At 46.2% G+C, this 21,752-nt stretch carries 13 protein-coding genes and 1 riboswitch; of the genes, 8 read left to right on the top strand and 5 right to left on the bottom strand.

What is annotated here, in order from left to right; translation table 11 throughout:
• Positions 1 to 63: 63 nt before the first annotated feature.
• Together ABZR88_RS18625 and ABZR88_RS18620 are read left to right on the top strand one after the other, a co-directional pair.
• Positions 64 to 1,602: a GH3 auxin-responsive promoter family protein gene (locus tag ABZR88_RS18625; RefSeq protein WP_107827467.1), complete on the top strand. Its 1,539-nt coding sequence runs from the start codon at positions 64 to 66 to the stop codon at positions 1,600 to 1,602.
• 154 nt (positions 1,603 to 1,756) lie between these two features.
• Complete coding sequence (locus ABZR88_RS18620; RefSeq protein WP_107827466.1) at positions 1,757 to 3,874, top strand: beta-galactosidase; 2,118 nt, start codon at positions 1,757 to 1,759, stop codon at positions 3,872 to 3,874.
• A gap of 250 nt (positions 3,875 to 4,124) precedes the next feature.
• On the opposite strand, the gene metE is transcribed toward ABZR88_RS18620, so the two are convergent.
• Complete coding sequence (gene metE / locus ABZR88_RS18615; RefSeq protein ID WP_107827465.1) at positions 4,125 to 6,425, bottom strand: 5-methyltetrahydropteroyltriglutamate--homocysteine S-methyltransferase; 2,301 nt, start codon at positions 6,423 to 6,425, stop codon at positions 4,125 to 4,127.
• A 174-nt stretch (positions 6,426 to 6,599) separates the two neighbouring features.
• A riboswitch (cobalamin riboswitch) is annotated at positions 6,600 to 6,795 on the bottom strand.
• Positions 6,796 to 7,206: 411 nt separating this feature from the next.
• Here metE and ABZR88_RS18610 point away from each other — a divergent pair.
• Positions 7,207 to 7,779: an RNA polymerase sigma-70 factor gene (locus ABZR88_RS18610; RefSeq protein WP_107827464.1), complete on the top strand. Its 573-nt coding sequence runs from the start codon at positions 7,207 to 7,209 to the stop codon at positions 7,777 to 7,779.
• 219 nt (positions 7,780 to 7,998) lie between these two features.
• Here the strand turns inward: ABZR88_RS18610 and ABZR88_RS18605 are convergent, their stop codons facing one another.
• Together ABZR88_RS18605 and ABZR88_RS18600 are read right to left on the bottom strand one after the other, a co-directional pair.
• Positions 7,999 to 8,484, bottom strand: coding sequence for an SRPBCC domain-containing protein (locus tag ABZR88_RS18605; RefSeq protein ID WP_107827463.1), 486 nt, complete (start codon positions 8,482 to 8,484; stop codon positions 7,999 to 8,001).
• Positions 8,485 to 8,522: 38 nt separating this feature from the next.
• Positions 8,523 to 8,828, bottom strand: coding sequence for a helix-turn-helix transcriptional regulator (locus ABZR88_RS18600; protein WP_107827462.1), 306 nt, complete (start codon positions 8,826 to 8,828; stop codon positions 8,523 to 8,525).
• 133 nt (positions 8,829 to 8,961) lie between these two features.
• Between ABZR88_RS18600 and ABZR88_RS18595 the strand changes: the two genes are divergently transcribed.
• From ABZR88_RS18595 to ABZR88_RS18575, 5 genes are all read left to right on the top strand, one after another.
• Complete coding sequence (locus ABZR88_RS18595; RefSeq protein ID WP_107827461.1) at positions 8,962 to 10,044, top strand: FecR family protein; 1,083 nt, start codon at positions 8,962 to 8,964, stop codon at positions 10,042 to 10,044.
• A 266-nt stretch (positions 10,045 to 10,310) separates the two neighbouring features.
• Complete coding sequence (locus tag ABZR88_RS18590) at positions 10,311 to 13,784, top strand: TonB-dependent receptor (protein ID WP_170113552.1); 3,474 nt, start codon at positions 10,311 to 10,313, stop codon at positions 13,782 to 13,784.
• 34 nt (positions 13,785 to 13,818) lie between these two features.
• Complete coding sequence (locus ABZR88_RS18585; RefSeq protein WP_107827459.1) at positions 13,819 to 15,792, top strand: RagB/SusD family nutrient uptake outer membrane protein; 1,974 nt, start codon at positions 13,819 to 13,821, stop codon at positions 15,790 to 15,792.
• A 124-nt stretch (positions 15,793 to 15,916) separates the two neighbouring features.
• Positions 15,917 to 18,034 carry a hypothetical protein gene (locus tag ABZR88_RS18580; protein WP_107827458.1) on the top strand — a complete coding sequence of 706 codons (2,118 nt, stop codon included), beginning with the start codon at positions 15,917 to 15,919 and terminating at the stop codon, positions 18,032 to 18,034.
• A 21-nt stretch (positions 18,035 to 18,055) separates the two neighbouring features.
• Positions 18,056 to 18,415: a DUF1801 domain-containing protein gene (locus ABZR88_RS18575; RefSeq protein WP_211309756.1), complete on the top strand. Its 360-nt coding sequence runs from the start codon at positions 18,056 to 18,058 to the stop codon at positions 18,413 to 18,415.
• 76 nt (positions 18,416 to 18,491) lie between these two features.
• Here ABZR88_RS18575 and ABZR88_RS18570 read toward each other — a convergent pair whose 3' ends face one another.
• Positions 18,492 to 20,945, bottom strand: a complete 2,454-nt coding sequence (locus tag ABZR88_RS18570; protein WP_107827457.1) for a hypothetical protein — start codon at positions 20,943 to 20,945, stop codon at positions 18,492 to 18,494.
• A gap of 105 nt (positions 20,946 to 21,050) precedes the next feature.
• Positions 21,051 to 21,308, bottom strand: a complete 258-nt coding sequence (locus ABZR88_RS18565; RefSeq protein WP_107827456.1) for a hypothetical protein — start codon at positions 21,306 to 21,308, stop codon at positions 21,051 to 21,053.
• Positions 21,309 to 21,752 lie beyond the last annotated feature (444 nt).

The raw sequence follows: 21,752 nt of genomic DNA, 5'->3' as shown, positions 1-21,752 counted from the left end.
ATGACAACATTATTGGTTGTTATTTGTACTATTGTTACCAATCAACACTAAACGCGCCAACCTATGACTATCTTAAACTCGGTTTTTACCTGGTTCATGAAAAAGCGTATCCACCAGATAGAGCTTTTTATGAAGTACCCCAACGAGGTGCAGGAGGAGTGGTTTGAGCAGCTCATTAGCTGGGCCGAAAACACCGAGTGGGGGCGCAGGCATCACTATAAGAGTATCGAGAGCATCGATCAGTTCAAGCAGCGCGTTCCCATCCAAACTTATGATACGCTGAAGCCGTACATTGAGCGTATGCTCAAAGGCGAGCAAAATGTACTGTGGCCGTCAGAGATCAGGTGGTTTGCCAAGTCATCGGGCACCACAAACGATAGGAGCAAGTTTATCCCAGTAAGCGAAGAATCGCTGGAAGAATGCCATTTTAAGGGCGGTAAAGATATGCTCACGCTTTACTTCAACAACCGCCCCAATGCCCGCATATTTACTGGTAAAAGTTTAACCCTGGGCGGCAGTCACCAGGTGGTGCAGCTGAATGCAGATGCATCCTTTGGCGATTTGTCTGCCGTGATCATGAAAAACCTGCCCTTATGGGCCGAGTTTTATCGCACGCCACACCTGGACATTGCCCTGCTGGATAATTTTGAAGAGAAGATTGAAAAGATGGCCCACGCCACCAAAGATGTTAATGTAACCAGCATTAGTGGTGTGCCTACCTGGAATGCGTTGCTGTTTAAACGTATCCTGGAAATTACCGGTAAAAATAACCTGCTGGAAGTGTGGCCTAACCTGGAACTCTACTTCCACGGTGCTGTTAACTTTACGCCATACCGCGAGCTGTTCAAGACACTCATCCCGAGCGATGATATGTATTACCTGGATACCTACAACGCTTCGGAAGGTTTCTTCGGCATACAGGATCAGGAAGCGCCGGGCGATATGCTGCTGATGCTGGATTATGGCATCTTCTACGAATTTTTGCCGTTTGAGCATCTGGAAGATGAAAACCCGCGCACGCTGACGCTGGACGAGGTGGAGGTTGGCAAAAATTACGCACTCATCATCAGCACCAATGCCGGTTTATGGCGATATATGATTGGCGATACCATCCGGTTTACGTCGCTGGCGCCGTATCGCATCCAGATTACCGGTCGTACCAAACATTTTATCAATGCCTTTGGCGAAGAACTGATTATTGACAACGCCGAGCGCGCGCTGGAACGTGCCTGCCATTACACCGGCGCCATTATACGCGATTATACCGCTGCTCCGGTCTATTTCTCGAACGACAACACCTGCGGCGGCCACGAATGGCTGATAGAGTTTGAAAAAGAACCCGCCGAGTTTGATCGTTTTACCGATCTGCTGGACGAAACCCTGCGCAAACTCAACTCTGACTATGATGCCAAGCGGTTTAAAGACATGGCCCTGCACCGCCCGCAAGTGCGTTGTCTGCCAAATGGTACCTTTATCCGTTGGATGAAAGCCCGTGGCAAACTGGGCGGTCAGCATAAAGTACCGCGTCTGGCCAATACACGCGAGTATGTAGATTCTATTTTAGAGCTGATCAATACGGGCGAGGTTGTTGGGAAGAATTAAAACGATACCCCCCCTCTGTCATGCTGAGGAACGAAGCATCTCTGCGGACATTCCTTGTGGCTGGTCTTTAGAGATGCTTTTATTTCTCCCTTAACCGTATAAACTACAGGTAATATTTTGTTTATTTGGTTAAACCAAATTGCATCAAAACCAGATGAACCTGTTTACCAAAACTAAAGCAGCACGGCTCACATGTGCGGCAATTGCAGGTGTATGCCTGTTATCCTCCAACTTTGCGAAGGGCCAGTCGGCCGATAAGTTTTTCCCTAAGAGTGATTTGATGACCATAGGCTCCTATTACTATCCGGAGCAATGGCCTCGTCAGGACTGGGAGCGCGACATCAAAAAAATGGCCGAGGTTGGCTTTGATTTTACCCATTTCGGCGAGTTTGCCTGGGCCTTTATTGAGCCCGAAGAAGGTAAGTTTGATTTTAAATGGCTGGATGAAGCGGTTGAACTGGCTGCCAAAAACCATGTGAAGGTAATTATGTGTACCTCGTCGCCAACGCCGCCGGTTTGGCTGGAGCAGAAACACCCCGAAATATTGATGGTAAACGCCGATGGTACCACCATGCAGCACGGCTCGCGCCAGCAATGCTCGTGGAGCAGCCCGGTTTACCGCGAGTATGTGGCTAAGATGGTGGAGGCTATTGGTAAACACTTTGCCAACAACAAAAATATCTGGGGCTGGCAGCTGGATAATGAGCCATCGCACTACGGACAGTATGATTATAGCCCTGCTGCGCAGAAGCGTTTCCAGGAATGGGCAAAAAACAAATATCAAACCATAGATGCACTGAACGCTGCCTGGGGCACCGCCTTTTGGAGCATCCGCTATTTTGATTGGGATCAGATCCGCATTCCTAATGGTAAAGAGCTGATTGCCCAGCCCAGCCCGCACGCCGTGCTGGATTTTAAGCGTTTCAGTGCCGATGAATGCAATGATTTTCTGACCATGCAGTATAAGATTCTGCGTAAATACATCAATCCAAATCAATGGATCACCACCAACCTGATGCCGGAGCATGTGGATGTAGACCCATCGCACATCACCGGACTGGATTTTGTAACCTACACAAAGTACCTGGTAGCCGGTTATGATAAAGGTATTGGTCCGCAGGGTTTCCGTATGGGCTCGCCAACCAGTATCGGCTTTGCTAATGATTTCTTCCGCTCATTCAACGGTGTTACCGGGGTAATGGAGTTACAGCCGGGACAGGTAAACTGGGGTAAATTTAACCCGCAACCAACGCCGGGCGTGGTGCGCATGTGGATCTGGCATGCCTTTGCCGGTGGCAACAAGTTTGTGTGCAACTATCGCTTTAAACAACCATTGGTAGGTGGCGAGCAGTATCATTATGGTATTATTAGTACAGATGGTGTTACGCCAAGCAGGAGCGGCGAGGAATATATCAAAGTGATCAACGAACTAAAGTCGATCAAAAAAGATTATGACCCTAACGCCAAAAAACCTGCAGCCTATGCAGCGCGTCAGGCCGCGATTTTGTACAATGCCGATAACCGTTGGGAAGAAGATAACCAGCCGCAAACCAACCAGTGGAACTTTATGGTTCACTTGAACCGTTACCTGGGTGCCTTACAGCAACTGGGTGCACCGGTGGATGTGATTACCGAAGACAAAGATTTTTCTAAATACCCGGTAATGGTAGCACCATCGTACGAACTACTGGATGCCAACCTGGTAGCCCGCTGGACTAAATACGTGCAAGACGGCGGTCATCTGGTGTTGACTACCCGCACCGGACAGAAAAACCGTAATGCCAAACTGTGGGAAATGAAATGGGCCGAACCGATCTACAAACTCATTGGCGGTAAGATCTCGTTCTATGACTTACTGCCTGATACCTCTTACGGCACCCTGCAAATGGGCGACGACAAAGCCTATTGGAGCAGCTGGGGTGATGTGTTAGAGGCAGATCCAGGTACTTCGGTTTGGGCAACCTATGCCGATCAATACTATGCCGGTAAAGCGGCCGTTATATCGCGTAAACTGGGCAAAGGCACCGTAACCTATGTTGGTCCGGATGCTGACGGCAAGCTGGAAAAAGCAGTACTGGCCAAAGTTTACAAAGAAGCCGGCATTGCCACCGGCGATTACCCTCCGGGCGTAATTGTACAGTGGCGCGATGGTTTCTGGGTGGGCGTTAACTATGGCGATAAAGCTTACGAAGTGCCGATTCCAGAAGGCAAAAAAATACTGATAGGCAGCCGCGAGCTAAAACCGGCAGATGTGGTGGTTTGGAAAGATTGATAAAAAATCCCCTCTCATGTCATTTCGAAGAAGCAGCGCTGGAAATGCGTGTGAGGGCGACTGAGAAATCTTTTCGATGAGGTATCCCAACAGGTCGCCCCGAAAAGATCCCTCCCTGCGGTCGGGATGACATTAGGGCAAAGAGAAAAGAGCAAGAACGGCGGGCCATTTGGCCCGCCGTTCTTCGTTGTTAATCGCTGGCGCGAGATTGCATCTCGTACCTAAACTGCTCACACAGTTTGCAACTGCATTACGCCTCAACTTCAATCAATTGCCGTGCAGTTTGTGCGGCGGCAATCATGTTTTCCAGTGCCGCTTTGGTTTCTGGCCATTTGCGGGTTTTCAGGCCGCAATCTGGGTTTACCCAAAGGTTTTGTGCAGGGAGCAGTTGAGCCGCTTTTTGCAATAGGTCAACCATTTCCTGAGTTGTTGGAATGCGCGGTGAGTGGATATCATACACGCCCGGACCAATCTCATTCGGGTATTTAAAGCCGGCAAAAGCTTCCAGTAGGTCCATTTGCGAGCGCGATGTTTCAATAGTGATCACGTCGGCATCCATAGCGGCTATGTGGGCTATAATATCGTTAAACTCGCTGTAGCACATGTGGGTGTGGATCTGCGTGTCATCCTGCACGCCCGATGCCGAGATGCGGAAGGCCTTCACCGCCCAGTCCAGATATTGTGGCCAATCGGCTTTGCGCAATGGTAAGCCCTCGCGGATGGCCGGTTCATCAATCTGAATAATGCCGATGCCAGCTTGTTCTAACGCCACCACCTCATCGCGAATGGCCAGGGCAATCTGATTGGTGGTGGTTTCGCGCGGCTGGTCATCACGCACGAACGACCATTGCAGGATGGTTACCGGTCCGGTTAACATGCCTTTCATGTGGCGCTCAGTTTGGGCTGCGGCAAAGGTGGTCCAACGCACAGTCATATCCCGCGGGCGGCTCACATCGCCATAAATAACCGGTGGCTTTACGCAGCGGCTACCATAGCTCTGCACCCACCCGTTCTTGGTGAACAGAAAGCCGTCCAGTCGTTCGCCAAAGTATTCCACCATGTCATTACGCTCAAACTCGCCGTGCACCAATACGTCCAGGCCAACATCTTCCTGCCAGCGGATGGCGGCTATGGTAGCTTCTTCAATAGCTTTTTCGTAAGCGTTTAATGACAGTTCGCCTTTTTTGAACGTTGCACGAAGCTTGCGGATATCATCTGTTTGCGGGAACGAGCCGATGGTAGTTGTAGGGAAGAGTGGCAGATTAAAACGCTCACGCTGTACTTCGCGGCGGATGGCAAATGTATGCAGTCGCTCGGCGTCCTGCGCAGTCAGCGCGGCGGCGCGTTCTTTTACGGCAGGTTTGTGTATCTGGGTAGAGTTGCGGCGGGCCTCTATGCTTTGCTTGTTGGCAGCCAGCAGCGCGGTATCGCCCTCAAAAATAGCTGCCAGATCTTTCAGCTCCCCCAGCTTTTGGCGGGCAAAGGCCAGCCAGTTTTTTGTGCCATAATCCAGTTCGGTTTCCAGTTCCAGATCGCACGGCACGTGTAATAGCGAACATGACGGGGCGATGAGCACACGCTCGGCACCAATTGCCGCAACCGCTTTATTAATCAGCGCCAGCGATTTTTCATAATCGTTTTTCCAGATGTTGCGGCCATCAATTACGCCAAGTGATAGTTGCAGCCTGTCTGGCAATTGTTTCAACATCTCATCCAGCTGCTCTGGTGCACGCACCAGGTCTATGTGCAAGGCGGCAACCGGCAGATTAACGGCCAATGGCGTGTTATCCTGCAGGGCACCAAAATAGGTAGCCACCAAAATTTTGATACCGCTTACGCGATTGGCTATGGCCTGATGCGTATAAACCAACGCTTCTTTTTCTTTAGCCGATAGATCAAGCACCAGGCAGGGCTCATCTAGCTGCACCCATTTGGCGCCAAGGGTTTTAAGGCGATTAATGATCTCCACATAAACCGGTACCAGTTTTTTGATCAGGTCAATTCGTTCAAAACCGACTTCTTTCTCTTTACCCAGCAATAGGTATGATGCCGGACCGATCAGCACAGGTTTAGCCGCATCGCCGCAGAATTGCTGCGCTGCGTTAAACTCGCCAAACAACTTCTCTGAAAAAATGCGGAACTCTTGCTTAGCTGTAAACTCCGGAACGATGTAATGGTAGTTGGTATCAAACCATTTGGTCATCTCCATAGCCTTGATATCCAGTCCGTCTTTTTGATAGCCGCGGGCCATGGCAAAGTACAGGTCGGTCTCGTGGTTGTTTTTGTTTTGAGATAGCACAGGCGCATAGCGTGAAGGGATGGCTCCCAGCAGCATAGACATATCCAGCACCTGGTCATAAAAACTAAAATCATTACACGGGATGAGTGCCATACCGGCATCTACCTGTAGCTGCCAGTTTTCCTCGCGGATCTTCCGGGCTGTTGCATTCAGCTCTTTAAGGCTAATGTTGCCTGCCCAGTATTGTTCGCAGGCTTTTTTTAATTGTCTTTGGCTACCAATACGCGGGTAGCCCAGATTTTGCGTTAGCATTTCTTTTAAAAGATTAAATAAATAAATCGGTTAAAAGCTCTTTGGCTAAGCTTCGCAATGCTTTATGTGCAGACGGAAATAAAAAGACAGGGAATAATGTTGCCGCAGATGCACACCGTGCCCCCAGACAATAAAATAATTTGAACCTGACCAATTGCTTCATACCGCGAAAGCATTGTCAATTCAGTATATGGCAGGTCTCCTGGCTTGTAACATTTTTGCCGTCCTTCCCATCTGCTCAAGGGGCAGACAGTGGACATGTGTTTGGCAAAAACCGTGTACGTTACTTACAGTTGCGCGACAGCCTGTGATTTGCACACAGTTCCCTATTAATCTACAATTAAGTAAAACCTATACCGGTTGATGAAGTAAAGTAAAGAACTACTGCTGCAAATGTAGTGATTAGGGTTTGAATAGTGTTGCCCTATTTTATAAGCCTGCAGGCCTATAGAGGCAATCGATAACAATTTGATAAAATATTTTTTCGGGGCACTGGGGTATCGCCCAATAATGGTGTCTATTATCTATAGAAAACACATAGGTTTTCCTTCATTAATTGGTTATGCAGCGCGGCGGCCCCTCAAGCCGCCACTGCTGTTTTTTAACTGATTTTTGCAGGATAGTGCAGGTTGGAAGCCATTGTTTTTTAGTTAATATTTGTAACAAGCTTGTTGTTTTGTAATGTGTTTTTTACATTCAAGCTATATAAACGACCAATTTTAAACCACAAAAAGCCACATTTCGCCTGAATACCGGTTTTTTGACCTAAAAATTTATTTCAATGTCTGATCAGGAAATTGAAGCTCTGATTGCTGATGTAGCATTGCGTAATGACAGGCCTTCGTTTAAAAGGTTGTACCTGTTTTATTACCGCAAGTTGTTCTGTCTGGCCAAATCGCTCGTCAAATCAACCGAAGAGGCTGAGGAGATTGTTAATGATACTTTCTTGAGCATCTGGCTAAAGCGGGCTGATTTGCAGCAGATCAGAAACTTTACTATTTACATCTGTACGGCGGTGCGTAATAAATCATTAACAGCGATGTCTCGTATGAAGGTTTATGAGCACCTCTCGCTGGAGGATATTGATATCGACCTGAAAGATACCGGGTATGACGGCGAGGAAAACCTGTACTACGCAGATCTGAACCGCATTCTAAGTAGTTCTGTAGATAAGCTGCCTAATCAATGTAAATTGGTGTTTAAACTGGTTAAAGAGGATGGGTTTAAATATAAAGAGGTGGCAGAGCTGCTCAATATCTCGGTAAAAACGGTAGAGTACCACATGGGCAACGCTCTCAAAAAGATAGCCGAGCGATTGGCAGACGCCGCCAAACCGGCAAAAAATATTATTTGATTCACCTTGTCAGATAAATAAAACATTGTGTCATTGCGAGCAGGGCAGAGAACTGGATTGAGCGCGAAGCAATCTCGTCGCACGTCTAAGCATGCGACGAGATTGCTTCGTCACCCTTTGGCGCTTATCCCGCGCCGTTCCTCGCAATGACAAAATTTAAACATAAAAGGCCGCTCTTTAATAAAGGCGGCCTTTTTGCTTTTATGGCAGGTTGCGGGATTATAATTGAGCCAGCAATTCGTCCAGGTTGCCATGTGCCATGGTGAAACCTTCTTTGAAGCCCATTTTTACAATAGCTTCCAAATCTTCTTCCTTCTCAAAAGTGATGGTGATATCAACGCGGGTACCGGTAGCGGTGCTGCTAAAGCGCAGGTGCCAGCTCATGCTTGGCGCCATGCCCGATGGAGTACCGTTCTCGTCGCAAAAAGCATCAACGGCGCTGTATTCGCTGCCCGGGGTAATGCTTTTGTAATCGGCGCGGCACCAGTGGCGCTCGCCTTCGGGGCCAACCATGCTGTATAGCCATGCGCCACCTTCGCTAAAATCCATCGTTTTGGTTTCTGTGCGCCAAGGGCGTGGAGCCCACCATTTATCCAGCAGTTCGGGCTCGGTCCACGCTTTCCATACTTTTTCTACTGGCGCTGCAAACTCGCGTGTTACGTGCAGCTGTTTGTTGTTAGCGTCTTTTACAATTTCAGTGTTCATAATGGTAGTGATTATCTTTTGGTATGATTTTATGGTGATTATAAGTCTTTCAACAAATCGTCTAACTGGTCAAAGCGGTCTTCCCACAATTTGCGGAAACGCTCCAGCCACAGGTCAATTTCTTTCATCTTCTTAGGGTTGAAATGATAATAGATCTCCCGGCCCGATTGTTTTTGCACTACCACCTCACACTCGGTCAACACTTTGATATGCTTTGATACCGCTTGTCGGCTGCTCTCAAAATGGGCAGCCAGGGCGTTGGGCGTCATAGCCTGCAACGCCAGCAGGGCTAAAATGGCGCGACGGGTAGGATCTGCAATGGCCTGAAAAACGTCTCTTCTCATTTTTTAATTTGCAACTGTATGGTTGCAAATATAATGCAACCAACTGGTTGCGCAAATAAAAGTTCAAATTTTTTTAATAACGATACTGGGGTAAAGTTGTAAAACCGCGTCTTTATAGAGAGAGACCATTGCTATGATCAGACACATCTGGATATTAATTGCCAAAAAATTGTCCGGCGAGGCTACCGCAGAGGAGCTGCGCGAGCTGGAGCAGTTTATGCGCATTTATGGTTCAGACGTGCCGATGGACGCCTTGGAAAACCTTTGGGAAAAAACATCGCCTCCGGCAGATGACACCGATGCCGAATTGGAAAACAAGTGGGACGCCTTTGAAACCCGCCTGGATATGGCCGATGAGATTAAACCTGATGAAACAGATGAGGAGCAGCCTGAAGCTGTGCTAAAACACTCTCGCATCAAATCATTATTGCGCTTTTTACCTTACGCCGCAGTGCTGGCATTGGTGGTGGGCCTGGTTTACATGGTGCGCGAAGCCCGGCAAAATCAGGGCGTAACCGCTGTAGTGGCACCACAAACGGGTGTAAGCAAAATTACCCTGCCCGATGGCAGCGACGTATGGCTTAACTCTGGCAGTAAGATTACCTATGCCAACAACCCCGATAACCATTGCCGCGAAGTAAAACTGTCTGGCGAGGCATATTTTGACGTGGTGAAAGATCCCGCTCATCCTTTCACGGTTACCACCGGTAAGTTTAAAATTACCGTACTGGGCACGGCGTTTAACGTGCGGTCTTATGAGAAAGATAACCGCTCTGAGGCTACGCTGGTGCGCGGTCGTATCGAACTTTCTTTATTGAATAATCCAGATCGGAAATATATTCTGCACCCGGCAGAAAAATTTACCATGAACAATGCGTCAGCTTTGCCTGTTGCGGCAAAAGACACCGCTTCAGCAAATCTGGATTTTGCCTCGGTTGAGTTGAAAAAGATTCATGAATATGAGGTAGATGGACTACCCAGCGAAGTGCTGTGGATGAAATCGGCCATTGATTTTGACAATACTGATTTTGGCGACATAGCCGAAATGATGGAACATAGATACCATGTTAACATCAGTTTCAGGAACGATGATATCAAAAAACTGAAGTTTACCGGAAAGTTTAAGAATGAAACCGTTGAAGAAGCCATGAAAGAATTGCAGGTGGCCGTGGGTTTCAGGTATAAAACAGAAGGTAATCAGATTGAGATTTACTAGGAACCAACCGGTCGCTTGGCCGTGCTCATTATAACCAATTATTAACGTAAAATTACGAAGGATTGCCTATGGTGAAATAAGTTTACATCCCACTCAAAAAAAGAACGAGAAGTGCGCCAACACTCCCCGTCCTCATTACCGATAGTTAACTAATAGTACTATTCCACAAGAAACCAAATAGTTAAGAACCTTAATGCTAAATTATGAAAAAATACGTTTGCCGCATACATTCTGTGCGGACGGAACAGCTTTTAAAAGTTCTGCTCATGTCAAAATTTATACTTATTCTGATCCTCATTTCTTCTTATCAGTCTTTCTCGAAGGGATTCGGCCAGAGTAAAATCAATCTCAATGTTCAGAACGTTACGATAAAAAAGGCGCTCAAAGAGATTGAGAAAAAGTCAGACTTTCATTTTTTATATAACGATAACCTGATTGCCAATGCGTCTAAGGTGGTGAACATTGCCAGTACCAATGCTACCATAAACAATGTATTGGACGATCTGCTGAAAAACACCAACCTCACTTATCAGCTTAATGCAGATAACCTGGTCATCATCTCAGCAAAAGACAATATGGCCAAAGCCGTGGGTATAAAGGGCCAGGTGGTTGACGAGAAAGGCCAACCGTTGCCAGGGGTAACGGTGTTGATAAAAGGCTCAACTGTGGGCACGCAGACTGATATTAACGGTAAGTTTTCGCTCACCATCCCGTCTGATAAAACCAACGCCGTGCTGGTGATCTCATTCATCGGCTATACCTCGCAAGAGATTGAAGTGGGTAACAAAACCATGTTCAGCATTCAGTTGAAAGAACAGCCTAAAACACTGAACGAGGTGGTGGTTATTGGTTACGGTACCCAGCGCAGGGGCGACGTGTCCAGCGCCATTGCATCGGTTAACGTGGCCGATATGAACAAAACGCCTACCACCAACCTGAGTACCGCCCTGCAGGGACAGGTACCGGGCCTGGTATCGCAGGCATCATCATTCAAACCGGGTTCTGGTTCAAGTATCCGCATCAGGGGTAACCGCTCACTGCGCGCAAGTAACGAGCCGTTATTTGTGGTAGATGGTATCCCGGTATCATATGGTATTGATGACATTAACCCGCTGGATATCGAGTCAATCGACGTGCAGAAGGATGCAGCTGCAACGGCCATCTACGGTTCGCGCGGTGCCAACGGCGTTATACAGGTAACTACCAAAAAAGGTAAAACCGGTAAAGTAACCGTTGATTACAGCGGAAGCACATCTGCCGATAACATTCTGCGTAAGTTAGATGTGTTTGACGGCCCGGAATATGCCCAGTTTAAACGCGATGCCTACATTGGGGCAAAATCATATAACTCTGGTCTGAGCAGCACCAGCGGTTCACAGCAATACTTCCCTGATCCGCTTTCAGACTTTCAGTTATTTAAACAAGACCCGGGTATGGTAAGCCGGGTAATGGCTGGTTATACTTTTTCCAGCTATGATGTAAGTAACCCTTTAAACCCAACGCTCAATGCATTAAAGCGTCCTACTACCGCTCAGGAAAAAGCATTGTTAACCAGCTTGGGTTATCCGGTACTGAACGAGGTAGCTGTGTATGATCCATCAAAAGTTACCAGTTTTGACTGGATGAAGTACGGCCTGCAAACCGGTGTTACACAAAACCACAACCTGTCGTTAACCGGCGGTTCTGAAAAGTTTAGCAGCACCCTGTCAATGGGCTTTTACAAGCAAAAAGGTATCATCCCGGGGCAGGATTACACCCGCTACAGCATCTCAAACAGCAATACTTTTAGCCCAACCAAGTTTTTAACTGCGGGTTCTACCATTAACTTCAGCAGCAACATACAAAACCAGGGATCGGATGTTTATGGCGGTGTGGCCGGTCAGCTGCCATTGGCAACACCAACAGATGCCAACGGTAACTTTCTTATTTATCCAGGTAACGATAGTAACATCATCAACCCTTTGAATGACGTAAACAGCATTATTGCAGAGGTGCGTACCAACCACTTGCTGGCCAATGTTTTTGCACAGGTTAACATAGCAAAGGGACTATCGTTTAAAACTACTTTCGGTGCCGACGTGCTGGGTAGGAAGACCGGTAACTTTGCAGGTGCTATTTCATCATCAAGGCAGGGTAACCCGGCAAACGCATCGCTGGCTATAGTAAATAACCTGAGCTGGACATTGCAAAACCAATTATCATACAGCACCACCATCGCTAAAAAGCATAATATCTCGCTTACCGCGGTGCAGGAGATGATTAAGAACCGTGCAGACAGTACCAACGCATCTGCCACCGGCCTTACTTATGAGAGCCAGAAATGGTATTCATTGCAATACAACTCTACAAGTACGGTAGTTTATAAAGGCGCCTTTGCTCAATCTCAGCAAGCATCATTTTTGGGCAGGGCTATTTATAGCTATGACAGTAAGTATATCCTTACCGTATCCGGACGTTCAGACGGGTCATCTGTACTGTCTGAGAATAATAAATGGAAATTCTTCCCATCAGGGTCTGTGGCCTGGCGCCTGGATCAGGAGAACTTCCTGAAAGATAAACCATGGATAGATCAGTTAAAGCTTCGCGGTGGTATTGGTTCTGTGGGTAATGCCAGCATCCCTCCTTATTTTACTGCTGGCGTGCTGAGCATCAGCTATTATAACTGGGCTAACAACTTTGCACAGGGCTATTATCCTTCTGGCTTACCATTGCCCGATCTTTCATGGGAGAAAACCACCACCAAAAACGTGGGTGTTGACTTTGGCTTTCTGCATGGCCGGATCTCTGGTATGATTGATGTTTATGAGTCGATGTCGAACGAAATTCAGCCGCAAAAACTGCCTGATGCTTCGGGCTATTCTACCCTGCTGGTTAATTTAGGTAAGGTACGTAACCGTGGTTTTGAGGTAGATCTTTCTACTGTAAACTATGACAAAGGCGGCTTTAAATGGACAACCGATTTTGTTTTCTCTAAAAACAAAGAGGCCATTGTTGAGATTGATGGCACCGGTAACAATAACATTTCCAGCCAGTGGTTTATTGGCGGTCCGGTAAGGGTTTATTATGATTATGTAAAACAAGGCATCTTCCAGCTGAGCGATGCGCAGCCGGGTGGTATTTTATATGATTATTACTGGTCTATCCCGGCTAATAAAACCAATAGCGCTTTGCAACCGGGCAGAATAAGGGTACAGGATACCAATGGCGATAAACAAATTACCGAGGCTGATAAAGTTGTGCTGGGTTCGCCAGATCCAAAATGGACCGGTAGTTTCCGCACCGCCTTTTCTTATAAAGGCCTGGAGCTATCAGCTTACCTGTATGTGAGCCATGGCGGTTTAGTGCGTACACCGCGCCCGTCGCTGGTTGGCCGTTACCAATCGCTCAAAGTTAATTACTGGACACCTACCAACCCGTCAAATGATTATCCGCAGCCAAACGTAACCAGCGATATCCCGCTTTACTGGCAGGCTAACAGCTTTGAGGATGGTTCATTTACCCGCGTAAGAAACATATTGTTGTCTTACCAGATCCCGGCCAAATGGATCAGCAAGATAAAAATGCGCTCGCTGTCGGTATCTGTAAACGCGGTAAACCCTTTCCTGTTCAGCAAATACAAGCTGTATGATCCGGAAAGTGTGCAGTATACCCGTTCATATCCATCAAGCAGTACTACCAGTCCGGGCCCGTCGGGTTACAGCTACCGTAGTTTAGTGTTGGGTGTAAGAGCCGGATTTTAACAGAATAAAGGAATCATTTTAAAGCAAAATTGAAATGAAAAAATATATCATACCTTTTATGATGCTTATGACGGCTTTAAGTATAGCCTCATGCAAAAAGTTTTTGAAGGAGGAGCTGGTAAGCTCGCTTACGCAAGACTATTACAATACAGATCAGGGTTTAGAAGATTTGGTGCGCTCTGCCTATACACCGCTGCGCTATAAATTTGAGGGCGAGCAGGCTTATGCCTTGTTCAACTTCGGTACGGATGAGTTTATAGAGGGCGACCAATTTAACTATGAGTTTTACAACAGCTTCAGCGCGGCCCTAAACCCGGGCGAAGGCCTGATTAATAACCTGTGGACTAACAATTACCAGGGTATAGGCCGTTGTAATTTGGGTTTGGAGCTGCTGCCAAGCTTTAAAAGTACCACTTCTAAAACACTAGGTACCCAGGCACAGATTACCCAACGTTTGGCCGAATTACGTTTTTTGCGTGGTTACTATTACTTCCAGATGGTGCAGCAATATGGCGGCATACCGCTGGTGCTTACCTCGGCTAAAAATAAGGAGACCGATTTTACACGCTCATCTGTTGCCGATGTTTATAAGCAGGTTATTAACGATATGCGTTATGCCGAAGCCAATCTGACGCCAACTAATTCAGATGCGGGCCGTATTACCAAAGGGTGTGCCCAGCATTTTCTGGCTAAGGTGTATTTAACACGCGGCAGTGCAGTAACAGAGGCCCGCGGCCAGCAGCCGACTGATATGGATAGCACGATTTATTACGCTAACCAGGTAATTAATGGCGGTAATTATGCGCTGGAGCCTGATTACATGAATTTGTGGTATGGCGTATACCCGGCGGGTTATCCTAAAGTTTCTACTCCTGATATTGGTAAGAACGGTACAGCGCCAAGCGGCGATTATGCTAAGTTTCAGACTGCGCAAGCCAGCAAAGAGATTATTCTGGCTGCTCAGTTTATTAAAGACTTGACCATGGATGGTACCAGTGGTAACCGTACGCACGAATACTATATCTGTCAATATGATGTTGGTATCCCCGGTCTGATTCGTAATGCCGATAATTTTAACGGCAGACCATACCGCCGCTTAGGTCCGTCAGATTATACTATTGACCTGTTTGATCGTAAGAACGACTCACGCTTTTACAAAAGCTTCCGCACCGTTTTCTACTCAAATACCAACACCGGCGTGCCTAAGTTTAGTGCATCAGATGCACCAAATCCATCGCTGGTTGGCCAGTTAAAGTTTGGCATTGGCGATACTGCTGCATTGTTTATTGCCAACAGCAAAACCAACCCGCTAACCAGTGCGCAACTGGCCAAGTACCGTTACACGGTGTATTGCCGTTATTACCAGGCCACCACCGGAGGCCCTATATTGCAGGGCTTTAACAATAACAAGTACCTAACCCTGGCCAAACTGCTCGATCCGGTACGTTTAACCAGCGACTATAACGAAGAACGCGGTGTACGTAACGGTATCCTGGCCCGTTTGGCAGAGACTTATCTGATTGCAGCCGAAGCCTACGGCCGCAAAGGCGATTATGCCACCGCCCTGACTTACGTTAATAAAATACGTCAGCGCGCTGCCTATCATGCCGGCGAGTATAAAAATCCGCAGGTATATATGTTTGATGGCGGTACACCTGGCGATGTAACAGATACCTATCCGCAGTTGATGGCAACAACGGCATTGTTTACCACCAATGCGGCAAGCGAACAGTATCCGCCAAGTGCTACTACAGATGCTCAACGTTTTATTCACTTTATGCTGAATGAGCGTACCCGCGAGCTGGCCGGTGAGTTTTACCGCTGGGAAGATCTGGCACGTACAGAAACTTTCTACGAGCGCACTAAACTTTACAATAAAGACGCTGTTAATATTAAAGACTACAACAAGTTAAGACCAATACCACAGATCCAGATTGATGCTACCACCATTAATGGTACGCCAATGTCATCAGATCAGAAAAAGGCCTATCAAAACCCGGGCTATTAATCAATAGCATATCGTTAGTTATATGGGCGAAGCAACCTCCGGGTTGCTTCGCCTTTTTGTTACAAATGGGTATGGGCAGATGTATTATCTTAGCCTTGCTTCGGCCTCATTATAAACTTAACGTATGTTATTTTCTCATAAAATCAAGCTGTTAGCGGCATTTGGACTGCTGGCTGGTACCACCTCATTAACCTTTGCACAGCGTATAGACCGGTATGCATTGGTCAGTCGCCACAATGTTACGCTAAAGGAAGCCGATCCGCTGGCCCCGCTATCTGTCGGCAATGGTGATTTTGCTTATACGGCTGATGTTACGGGCATGCAATCTCTGGAAGGATATTACTACAAAAACGGTATCCCGCTGGAAACCATGTGTACCTGGGCCTGGCACTCGTTCCCAAATACCAAAAACCTGAGGCTGGAAGATGCCATGAAGCCGATTGATTTCCATGGCCGGCAAATTATGTATGCCAGCCAGGAGAAAAGCGAGGCAGGCGATTACTATCGCCAAAACCCGCACCCGGTGCCGCTGGGCCAGATTAGCTTGATGGAAGATGGCAAGGCCCTGGATGTGGCAAATGTGAAAAACGTTGATCAGACGCTTGATTTGTGGCGCGGCCTCATTAATAGTAAATATGAGTTGGACGGGCAGCCGGTATCGGTACAAACCGTATCACACCCGGAGCGCAGCATGGTGGCTTTCAGTATTAAATCTGCCTTGTTAAAGTCAGGCAAATTAACACCTGCGTTTCGCTTTCCTTATGCTTATGATCTTTCTATAAAAAATAAGCCACCGTTTGATTGGAGTAAGCCGGACAGACATCAAACCACAATTGTTAGTCAGACACCCAATAGCGTATTGCTGAAACGCAGTATAGAGGGCACGGTTTATTACGTGTCTATCCACTGGCAAGGTAAAGCCAGGCTGGTGAACGATGGTAAACACTACTATCATCTTGACGCGGCCGGCAGCGATAGCCTGCAACTGGTTTGCGAGTTTATGCCGTCTGTAAACAAAGCGCCCGAACCAACATTTGCAACGGTAAAAGCAGCCGATATAAAAGGTTGGGCCGATTACTGGCAGAAAGGTGGCGTGGCCGATTTTTCTGGCAGCAAAGACCCGCGGGCCAATGAGTTGGAGCGCCGGATTGTGCTCTCGCAATACCTGTTAAAGATTAACTACGCCGGTTCGTTCCCGCCTCAGGAGACCGGGTTAACGCACATTAGCTGGTATGGCAAACATAACTCTGAAGTTTACTGGTGGCACACCGCCCAATTCTATGAGTGGGGACATACCGATCTGTTAGAGAAAAGCTTTAACTGGTATAAAAAGATTTTACCAAAAGCTATTGCTGAGGCCAAACGCGAAGGTTTTGACGGCGCCCGCTGGCCCAAAATGGCTGGGATAGACGGGCGTACCAGCCCGGGGAGTATTAACCCGTTCATCATCTGGAATCAACCTAACCCTATTTATCTGGCAGAGTTGATTTACCGGGCCAACCCAACCACCGCTACGTTAAAGCAGTATAGCGATGTGGTGTTTGAATCGGCTAAGTTTTTGGCTTCTTACGCCTTTTTTGATGCGAAGACCAACAGGTACGTACTTGGCCCGCCGATAAAAGCAGTAAATGAACACACCGAAGAGAACGCCACGCAAAATCCAACTTTTGAGCTGGTGCAGTGGTATTATGGCCTTAAAGTAGCGCAAGACTGGCGCGTGCGTATGGGGCTGCCACGCGACGCCAAATGGGATGATATCTTGCAGAAACTATCGCGCCCGACAGTAAGCAACGGCAAGTATTTGGAGATTGAGACTGAACCATCAGGTGGTGGATCTGATATGATTATGGCGCTGGGCTATATGCCGCAAACGCCAATGATTGATCCAAAAATCATGGCCAATACGTTTGATAATATTTATCAGCGGGGCAGTATGCGCAGCTTTATTAGCTGGAGTTTGGGTAAGGGCGCATTAACTGCAGCCCGCCTAGGAGAGCAGGAAAAGGCGGTGAATATTTTGTGTAATGATACCTTTGGCGCGCATTTTTTAAAGAACGGACATGTGCAGCGGGCTAAAGAACCCTTAACCTGTCCGGCTTATTTACCTGCCAACAGTGCGTTTATGGCGGCGGCGGGTTTAATGGTAGCAGGCTGGGATGGCGGCCCGAAAGAGAATGCACCCGGTTTTCCGCAGGATGGCAGCTGGCATGTAAGGTCTGAAGGGTTGAACAAATTGCCATAAGCCAAGCGGAAATTGAACGAAATGTTGCGACCGATTGATGCTTATTTCCTAAGTCACGCGGAGACGGTAAATAGTTGCCTGCAGTTTCTACGGGAGCATATCCTGAAACAAGACGAGCACATCACCGAAGCCTGGAAATATGGGATGCCGTTTTTCTGTTATCGCGGTAAGATGTTCTGCTACTTATGGGTGCATAAAAAGTATCATCAGCCTTATCTGGGTATAGTTGAAGGCAGCTTAATAAATGATTCAGAATTGTTGCAGGAGAAACGTGCCCGTATGAAAATATTACTGATAGATGCTGAACAGGATATTCCAATAGTAAAAATAGATAGCATACTAACTCAACTGCTCGAATTTTATCGCAGTAGGGTAGGCTAATAAGCAAACAGGCGCCATTTTCATGGCGCCTGTTTGCTTATGGTGTTTCAATAAATTGATGCTTGTATCATTCTATTTAATGCCCACTGCTTAAACTGCTGGTAAAACTTTCTGTACGGCAGCCGCTGGAGCGGGTAGTTTTTACAAAATCAAAATAGATCTGGTTAAACAACTTGTCGTCATCGTTCTTTAAAGAATAGTTACCTAACAGGTGAGCTATAGCGGCTACTTTTATCAGCTTAAAATTCTCCTCATCGCACAGGTTAATAAACAGATGTATCTCTTCAAACATAGTGGCATATTCTTTTTTGAATAACAGCACCTTTATTTTGAGCGAGTAAAACGACACCTTCATATAGGTAGTAAAGTTGTTGGTGTCTTTATCAAAGCTATTTTTTAGTTGCTCATAAATCTCCAGTCCTTTGGCATCGCCATTATTCATATACATGTGTGCCATTAGCAGTTCTATCATAAATGTGTAGCACACGGTGCCATTAGGATAGATCTTTTTAAGGGCATTAATAAACCGGATAACTTTAGGCACATTACGACATAGTAATAATGAGTATAGTGCCAGTATCAATGAAATTTCATTGAGATTACCATTGTCGCCACATTGGGTTGGTAATGATGGGTTGAAGTAAAACTTAGTAATATCAGCAAACGCTTCTTTTTTGATGATCCCAAACCGCAGATAGAAGTAGATGCTTTCCAGGCAGTTAATAGGGTTGATAATCATGCAATGCAGGCTATCATGAGGCGTGGCTTTCAGTTCATTGATATATTTTTCCAGCTTTACCACATCCATTTGTAAGATGGCTATCAGGCTAAGGCATGTTTTTACCATCACTCTACGATGGTCTGGTAACTCAAAATCCAGAATGCTTAGCAGCGCCTGTTCATAATCGTAATGAATGAATTCAAGACTTACAAAATAGTTGAATAGATTATGTTCACCTTCCTGGTTAAACAGTTTGTTTAAATAATGGGGTTTTTGAATGTCTCCCAATTGCTTCTTAAACAAATGCCCCATAAATAAGATCAGATCGCTACGCTCGTTTATGTTTAATTGAGCGTTGGCCAGTGCCTTGAAGTCAATAGCATCCTGGTTAGATACAATGCTATAAATGCACCACTTTAATACTGCCAGTTTATGCGGACTGTTAGATAATGTGGTATTTATCTCACTGATCAGTTTTTGATCAATCCGATCGTTATTATCATTCAGTAGTTTTTTTGCAATGGCAAATTGCAGCAAATTGTCGTTATTAAACTCAATAAATATCTGGTACTTTAATGAGTTGGTATGGCTGTTAATGCGCAGAAAGCCGGTGCTCAATAGCTCTTGATAAGCATGATGATAGGTTTTGAGCAGTTCATGCACGGCAAGTTTATCTATGCGATAGTGGCCGTCGGTAATATTGATTTGGTTGGCAAGTTCATTTAGCAGCACTACTTTATCTTCGTGGTACTTTCCCTTATAAACTTTGTCCATTACGTAGGCGCTGGTCAGCTCGTAAATGCTGGCGCGATTAACGTCGTTAAGTGAAAAACTATCTCTGTTGGCCTGGTAAAAATACTCGAAGTAAAGCGGATGGGCCAGATTGTTAAGATGTATTTCCTTAATAACAACCTGTTCTGCCGGATTAATGAGCCGGCTCAATTGCGCAATCTCTTGTCCGTCAAGCATGGGCACATTTACAGACTGCTGCTTGTCTGTCATAAATCCCAAAAACCACTCATCTGATTTATTGGAAAGAAAATGCCTGTTATTAACCCAGGTTGAAGAGCGCATGGTAAGAATCACTTTGAACCAATCGCTTTTGTTGTATAAGGATACAATGTCAATGATCTGACCTAGCAATTGATAAAAATCGTTGCGTTTAAAGTCAGCCTCGTTCAGTCCGTCCAGTATCAGGTAAAACTTACCTTTTGGCGGGCCTTTTTCAAAGAAGGCAATGTTAACCGCCCATTCGTCTGTACCGATGCCTAACAGGGCCAGTAACCAATCATTAAGGCTGTGTCCTTGTATAGCTTTAACCAGCACGTTAAAGCTGAAAAACAAGATAATGTCATCAGATACCTCGCCGCTTTTGGGATTAACGTGTTCATCAACCCAATGGCAAAGCGCTGTAGTTTTACCATAACCTGTGGGGGCGGTTAAAATGGTGGCAGTATGCTGTTCACCAGTAAATATTTCCAGGTGCTCGTCTACAAATTTGCGTGGTATGGTTTGCTTAAACGGTATCCCCGAGCGGTTTTTGAGGGCCTGCAGCGTAAACTGTGTTATTTTTCGGGCGTGTTCTGCCACATCGCGCCAACTGCTGTTGTGCTGTTTAAGCGCGCCCGGAGCACCTACCGTTTGCAGTTTGGTGACAAAGTCTGTCCAGCCGGTGTAGCCGCAATACTCTGCCAGGGTATTAATGGTAAAAACCGACGGATTGAATTGAGAGTAGGCAAACCCAAAAACCCTTTTTAATGTGGTTTCGCTGAGTTGTTTATGCGTTTTCTTGAAAATATCAGCCGACAACCTTTTGCAATCAGATGGTATGATCTGACTTAACCCCGCAGCGTCTAATATTTTCCCCTTCAGCCTCTCAAAGTGTTGTGGGATGAATTCAATCATGCTTACATATTATACAACCATCTGTATACATTGATCAACCGTGGTTTGGCCGTTTATATGGCCTTCAGCTATTTCTTTACCGGTTTGATACTCTACTGCCAGAAGTTGCAGGCGTTTTTCAAGTTGCCTGCACCAATCCTCAAAGTCATCATATCCCAGCATAAATAGCTGAACTTGATTGATTAAATTATCAGGCCGCGAAATAGGGCCTGAACAAATGGTTAAGATTTCCAGTTTAATTTGTGTGCTTAAAATAGTCTTGTTCATATTCAGCAGATATAGCGTATACCGCGCCAAAGGGGCTATGGAAAGCAGTAACGTAACAAGAGCTAAGCGTTACAAATTTCCATAGTGGCCAAGTATAAAATTATACCCGCAACTGTTAATATTTAAGGGTGTAAATACCCTATTGCTAAACAGTGTAGAAAATGGACATGGTTAATAGCTGTTTTTAGCACTAACAGCATATAAAAATTTGTTTTTTCCTCCGGCCTGATCTGGCTCGTACCAGTATGCATTAAACATGCGGGTGCCTTTACCAATTTTAACATAAGTAAAAGTTCAATTAGCGGTTTGGTTTAATAATCAGTTTTCAATAAAGCAAGTTGGGGCTTGACATTGAGAAAGGAAGGGCGGCCTTTTTTTAGGGTTTTTGTCTGAGATCATGTTTGTTTAAATTAATAGTTTCTGCATCGTATAAATACTTCGCGA

The organism is Mucilaginibacter yixingensis (assembly GCF_041080815.1).
Lineage (GTDB): Bacteria > Bacteroidota > Bacteroidia > Sphingobacteriales > Sphingobacteriaceae > Mucilaginibacter > Mucilaginibacter yixingensis.
This window is presented reverse-complemented; position numbering and strand designations above follow the sequence as displayed.

Excerpts from the sequence above, each read along its gene's own strand:
- ABZR88_RS18600 (WP_107827462.1), bottom strand. The coding sequence starts at position 8,828 with ATGAGAAGAGACGTTTTTCAGGCCATTGCAGATCCTACCCGTCGCGCC.
- ABZR88_RS18595 (WP_107827461.1), top strand. The coding sequence starts at position 8,962 with ATGATCAGACACATCTGGATATTAATTGCCAAAAAATTGTCCGGCGAG.
- ABZR88_RS18605 (WP_107827463.1), bottom strand. The coding sequence starts at position 8,484 with ATGAACACTGAAATTGTAAAAGACGCTAACAACAAACAGCTGCACGTA.
- ABZR88_RS18565 (WP_107827456.1), bottom strand. The coding sequence starts at position 21,308 with ATGAACAAGACTATTTTAAGCACACAAATTAAACTGGAAATCTTAACC.
- ABZR88_RS18590 (WP_170113552.1), top strand. The coding sequence starts at position 10,311 with ATGTCAAAATTTATACTTATTCTGATCCTCATTTCTTCTTATCAGTCT.
- ABZR88_RS18575 (WP_211309756.1), top strand. The coding sequence starts at position 18,056 with ATGTTGCGACCGATTGATGCTTATTTCCTAAGTCACGCGGAGACGGTA.
- metE (WP_107827465.1), bottom strand. The coding sequence starts at position 6,425 with ATGCTAACGCAAAATCTGGGCTACCCGCGTATTGGTAGCCAAAGACAA.
- ABZR88_RS18620 (WP_107827466.1), top strand. The coding sequence starts at position 1,757 with ATGAACCTGTTTACCAAAACTAAAGCAGCACGGCTCACATGTGCGGCA.
- ABZR88_RS18585 (WP_107827459.1), top strand. The coding sequence starts at position 13,819 with ATGAAAAAATATATCATACCTTTTATGATGCTTATGACGGCTTTAAGT.
- ABZR88_RS18625 (WP_107827467.1), top strand. The coding sequence starts at position 64 with ATGACTATCTTAAACTCGGTTTTTACCTGGTTCATGAAAAAGCGTATC.
- ABZR88_RS18580 (WP_107827458.1), top strand. The coding sequence starts at position 15,917 with ATGTTATTTTCTCATAAAATCAAGCTGTTAGCGGCATTTGGACTGCTG.
- ABZR88_RS18610 (WP_107827464.1), top strand. The coding sequence starts at position 7,207 with ATGTCTGATCAGGAAATTGAAGCTCTGATTGCTGATGTAGCATTGCGT.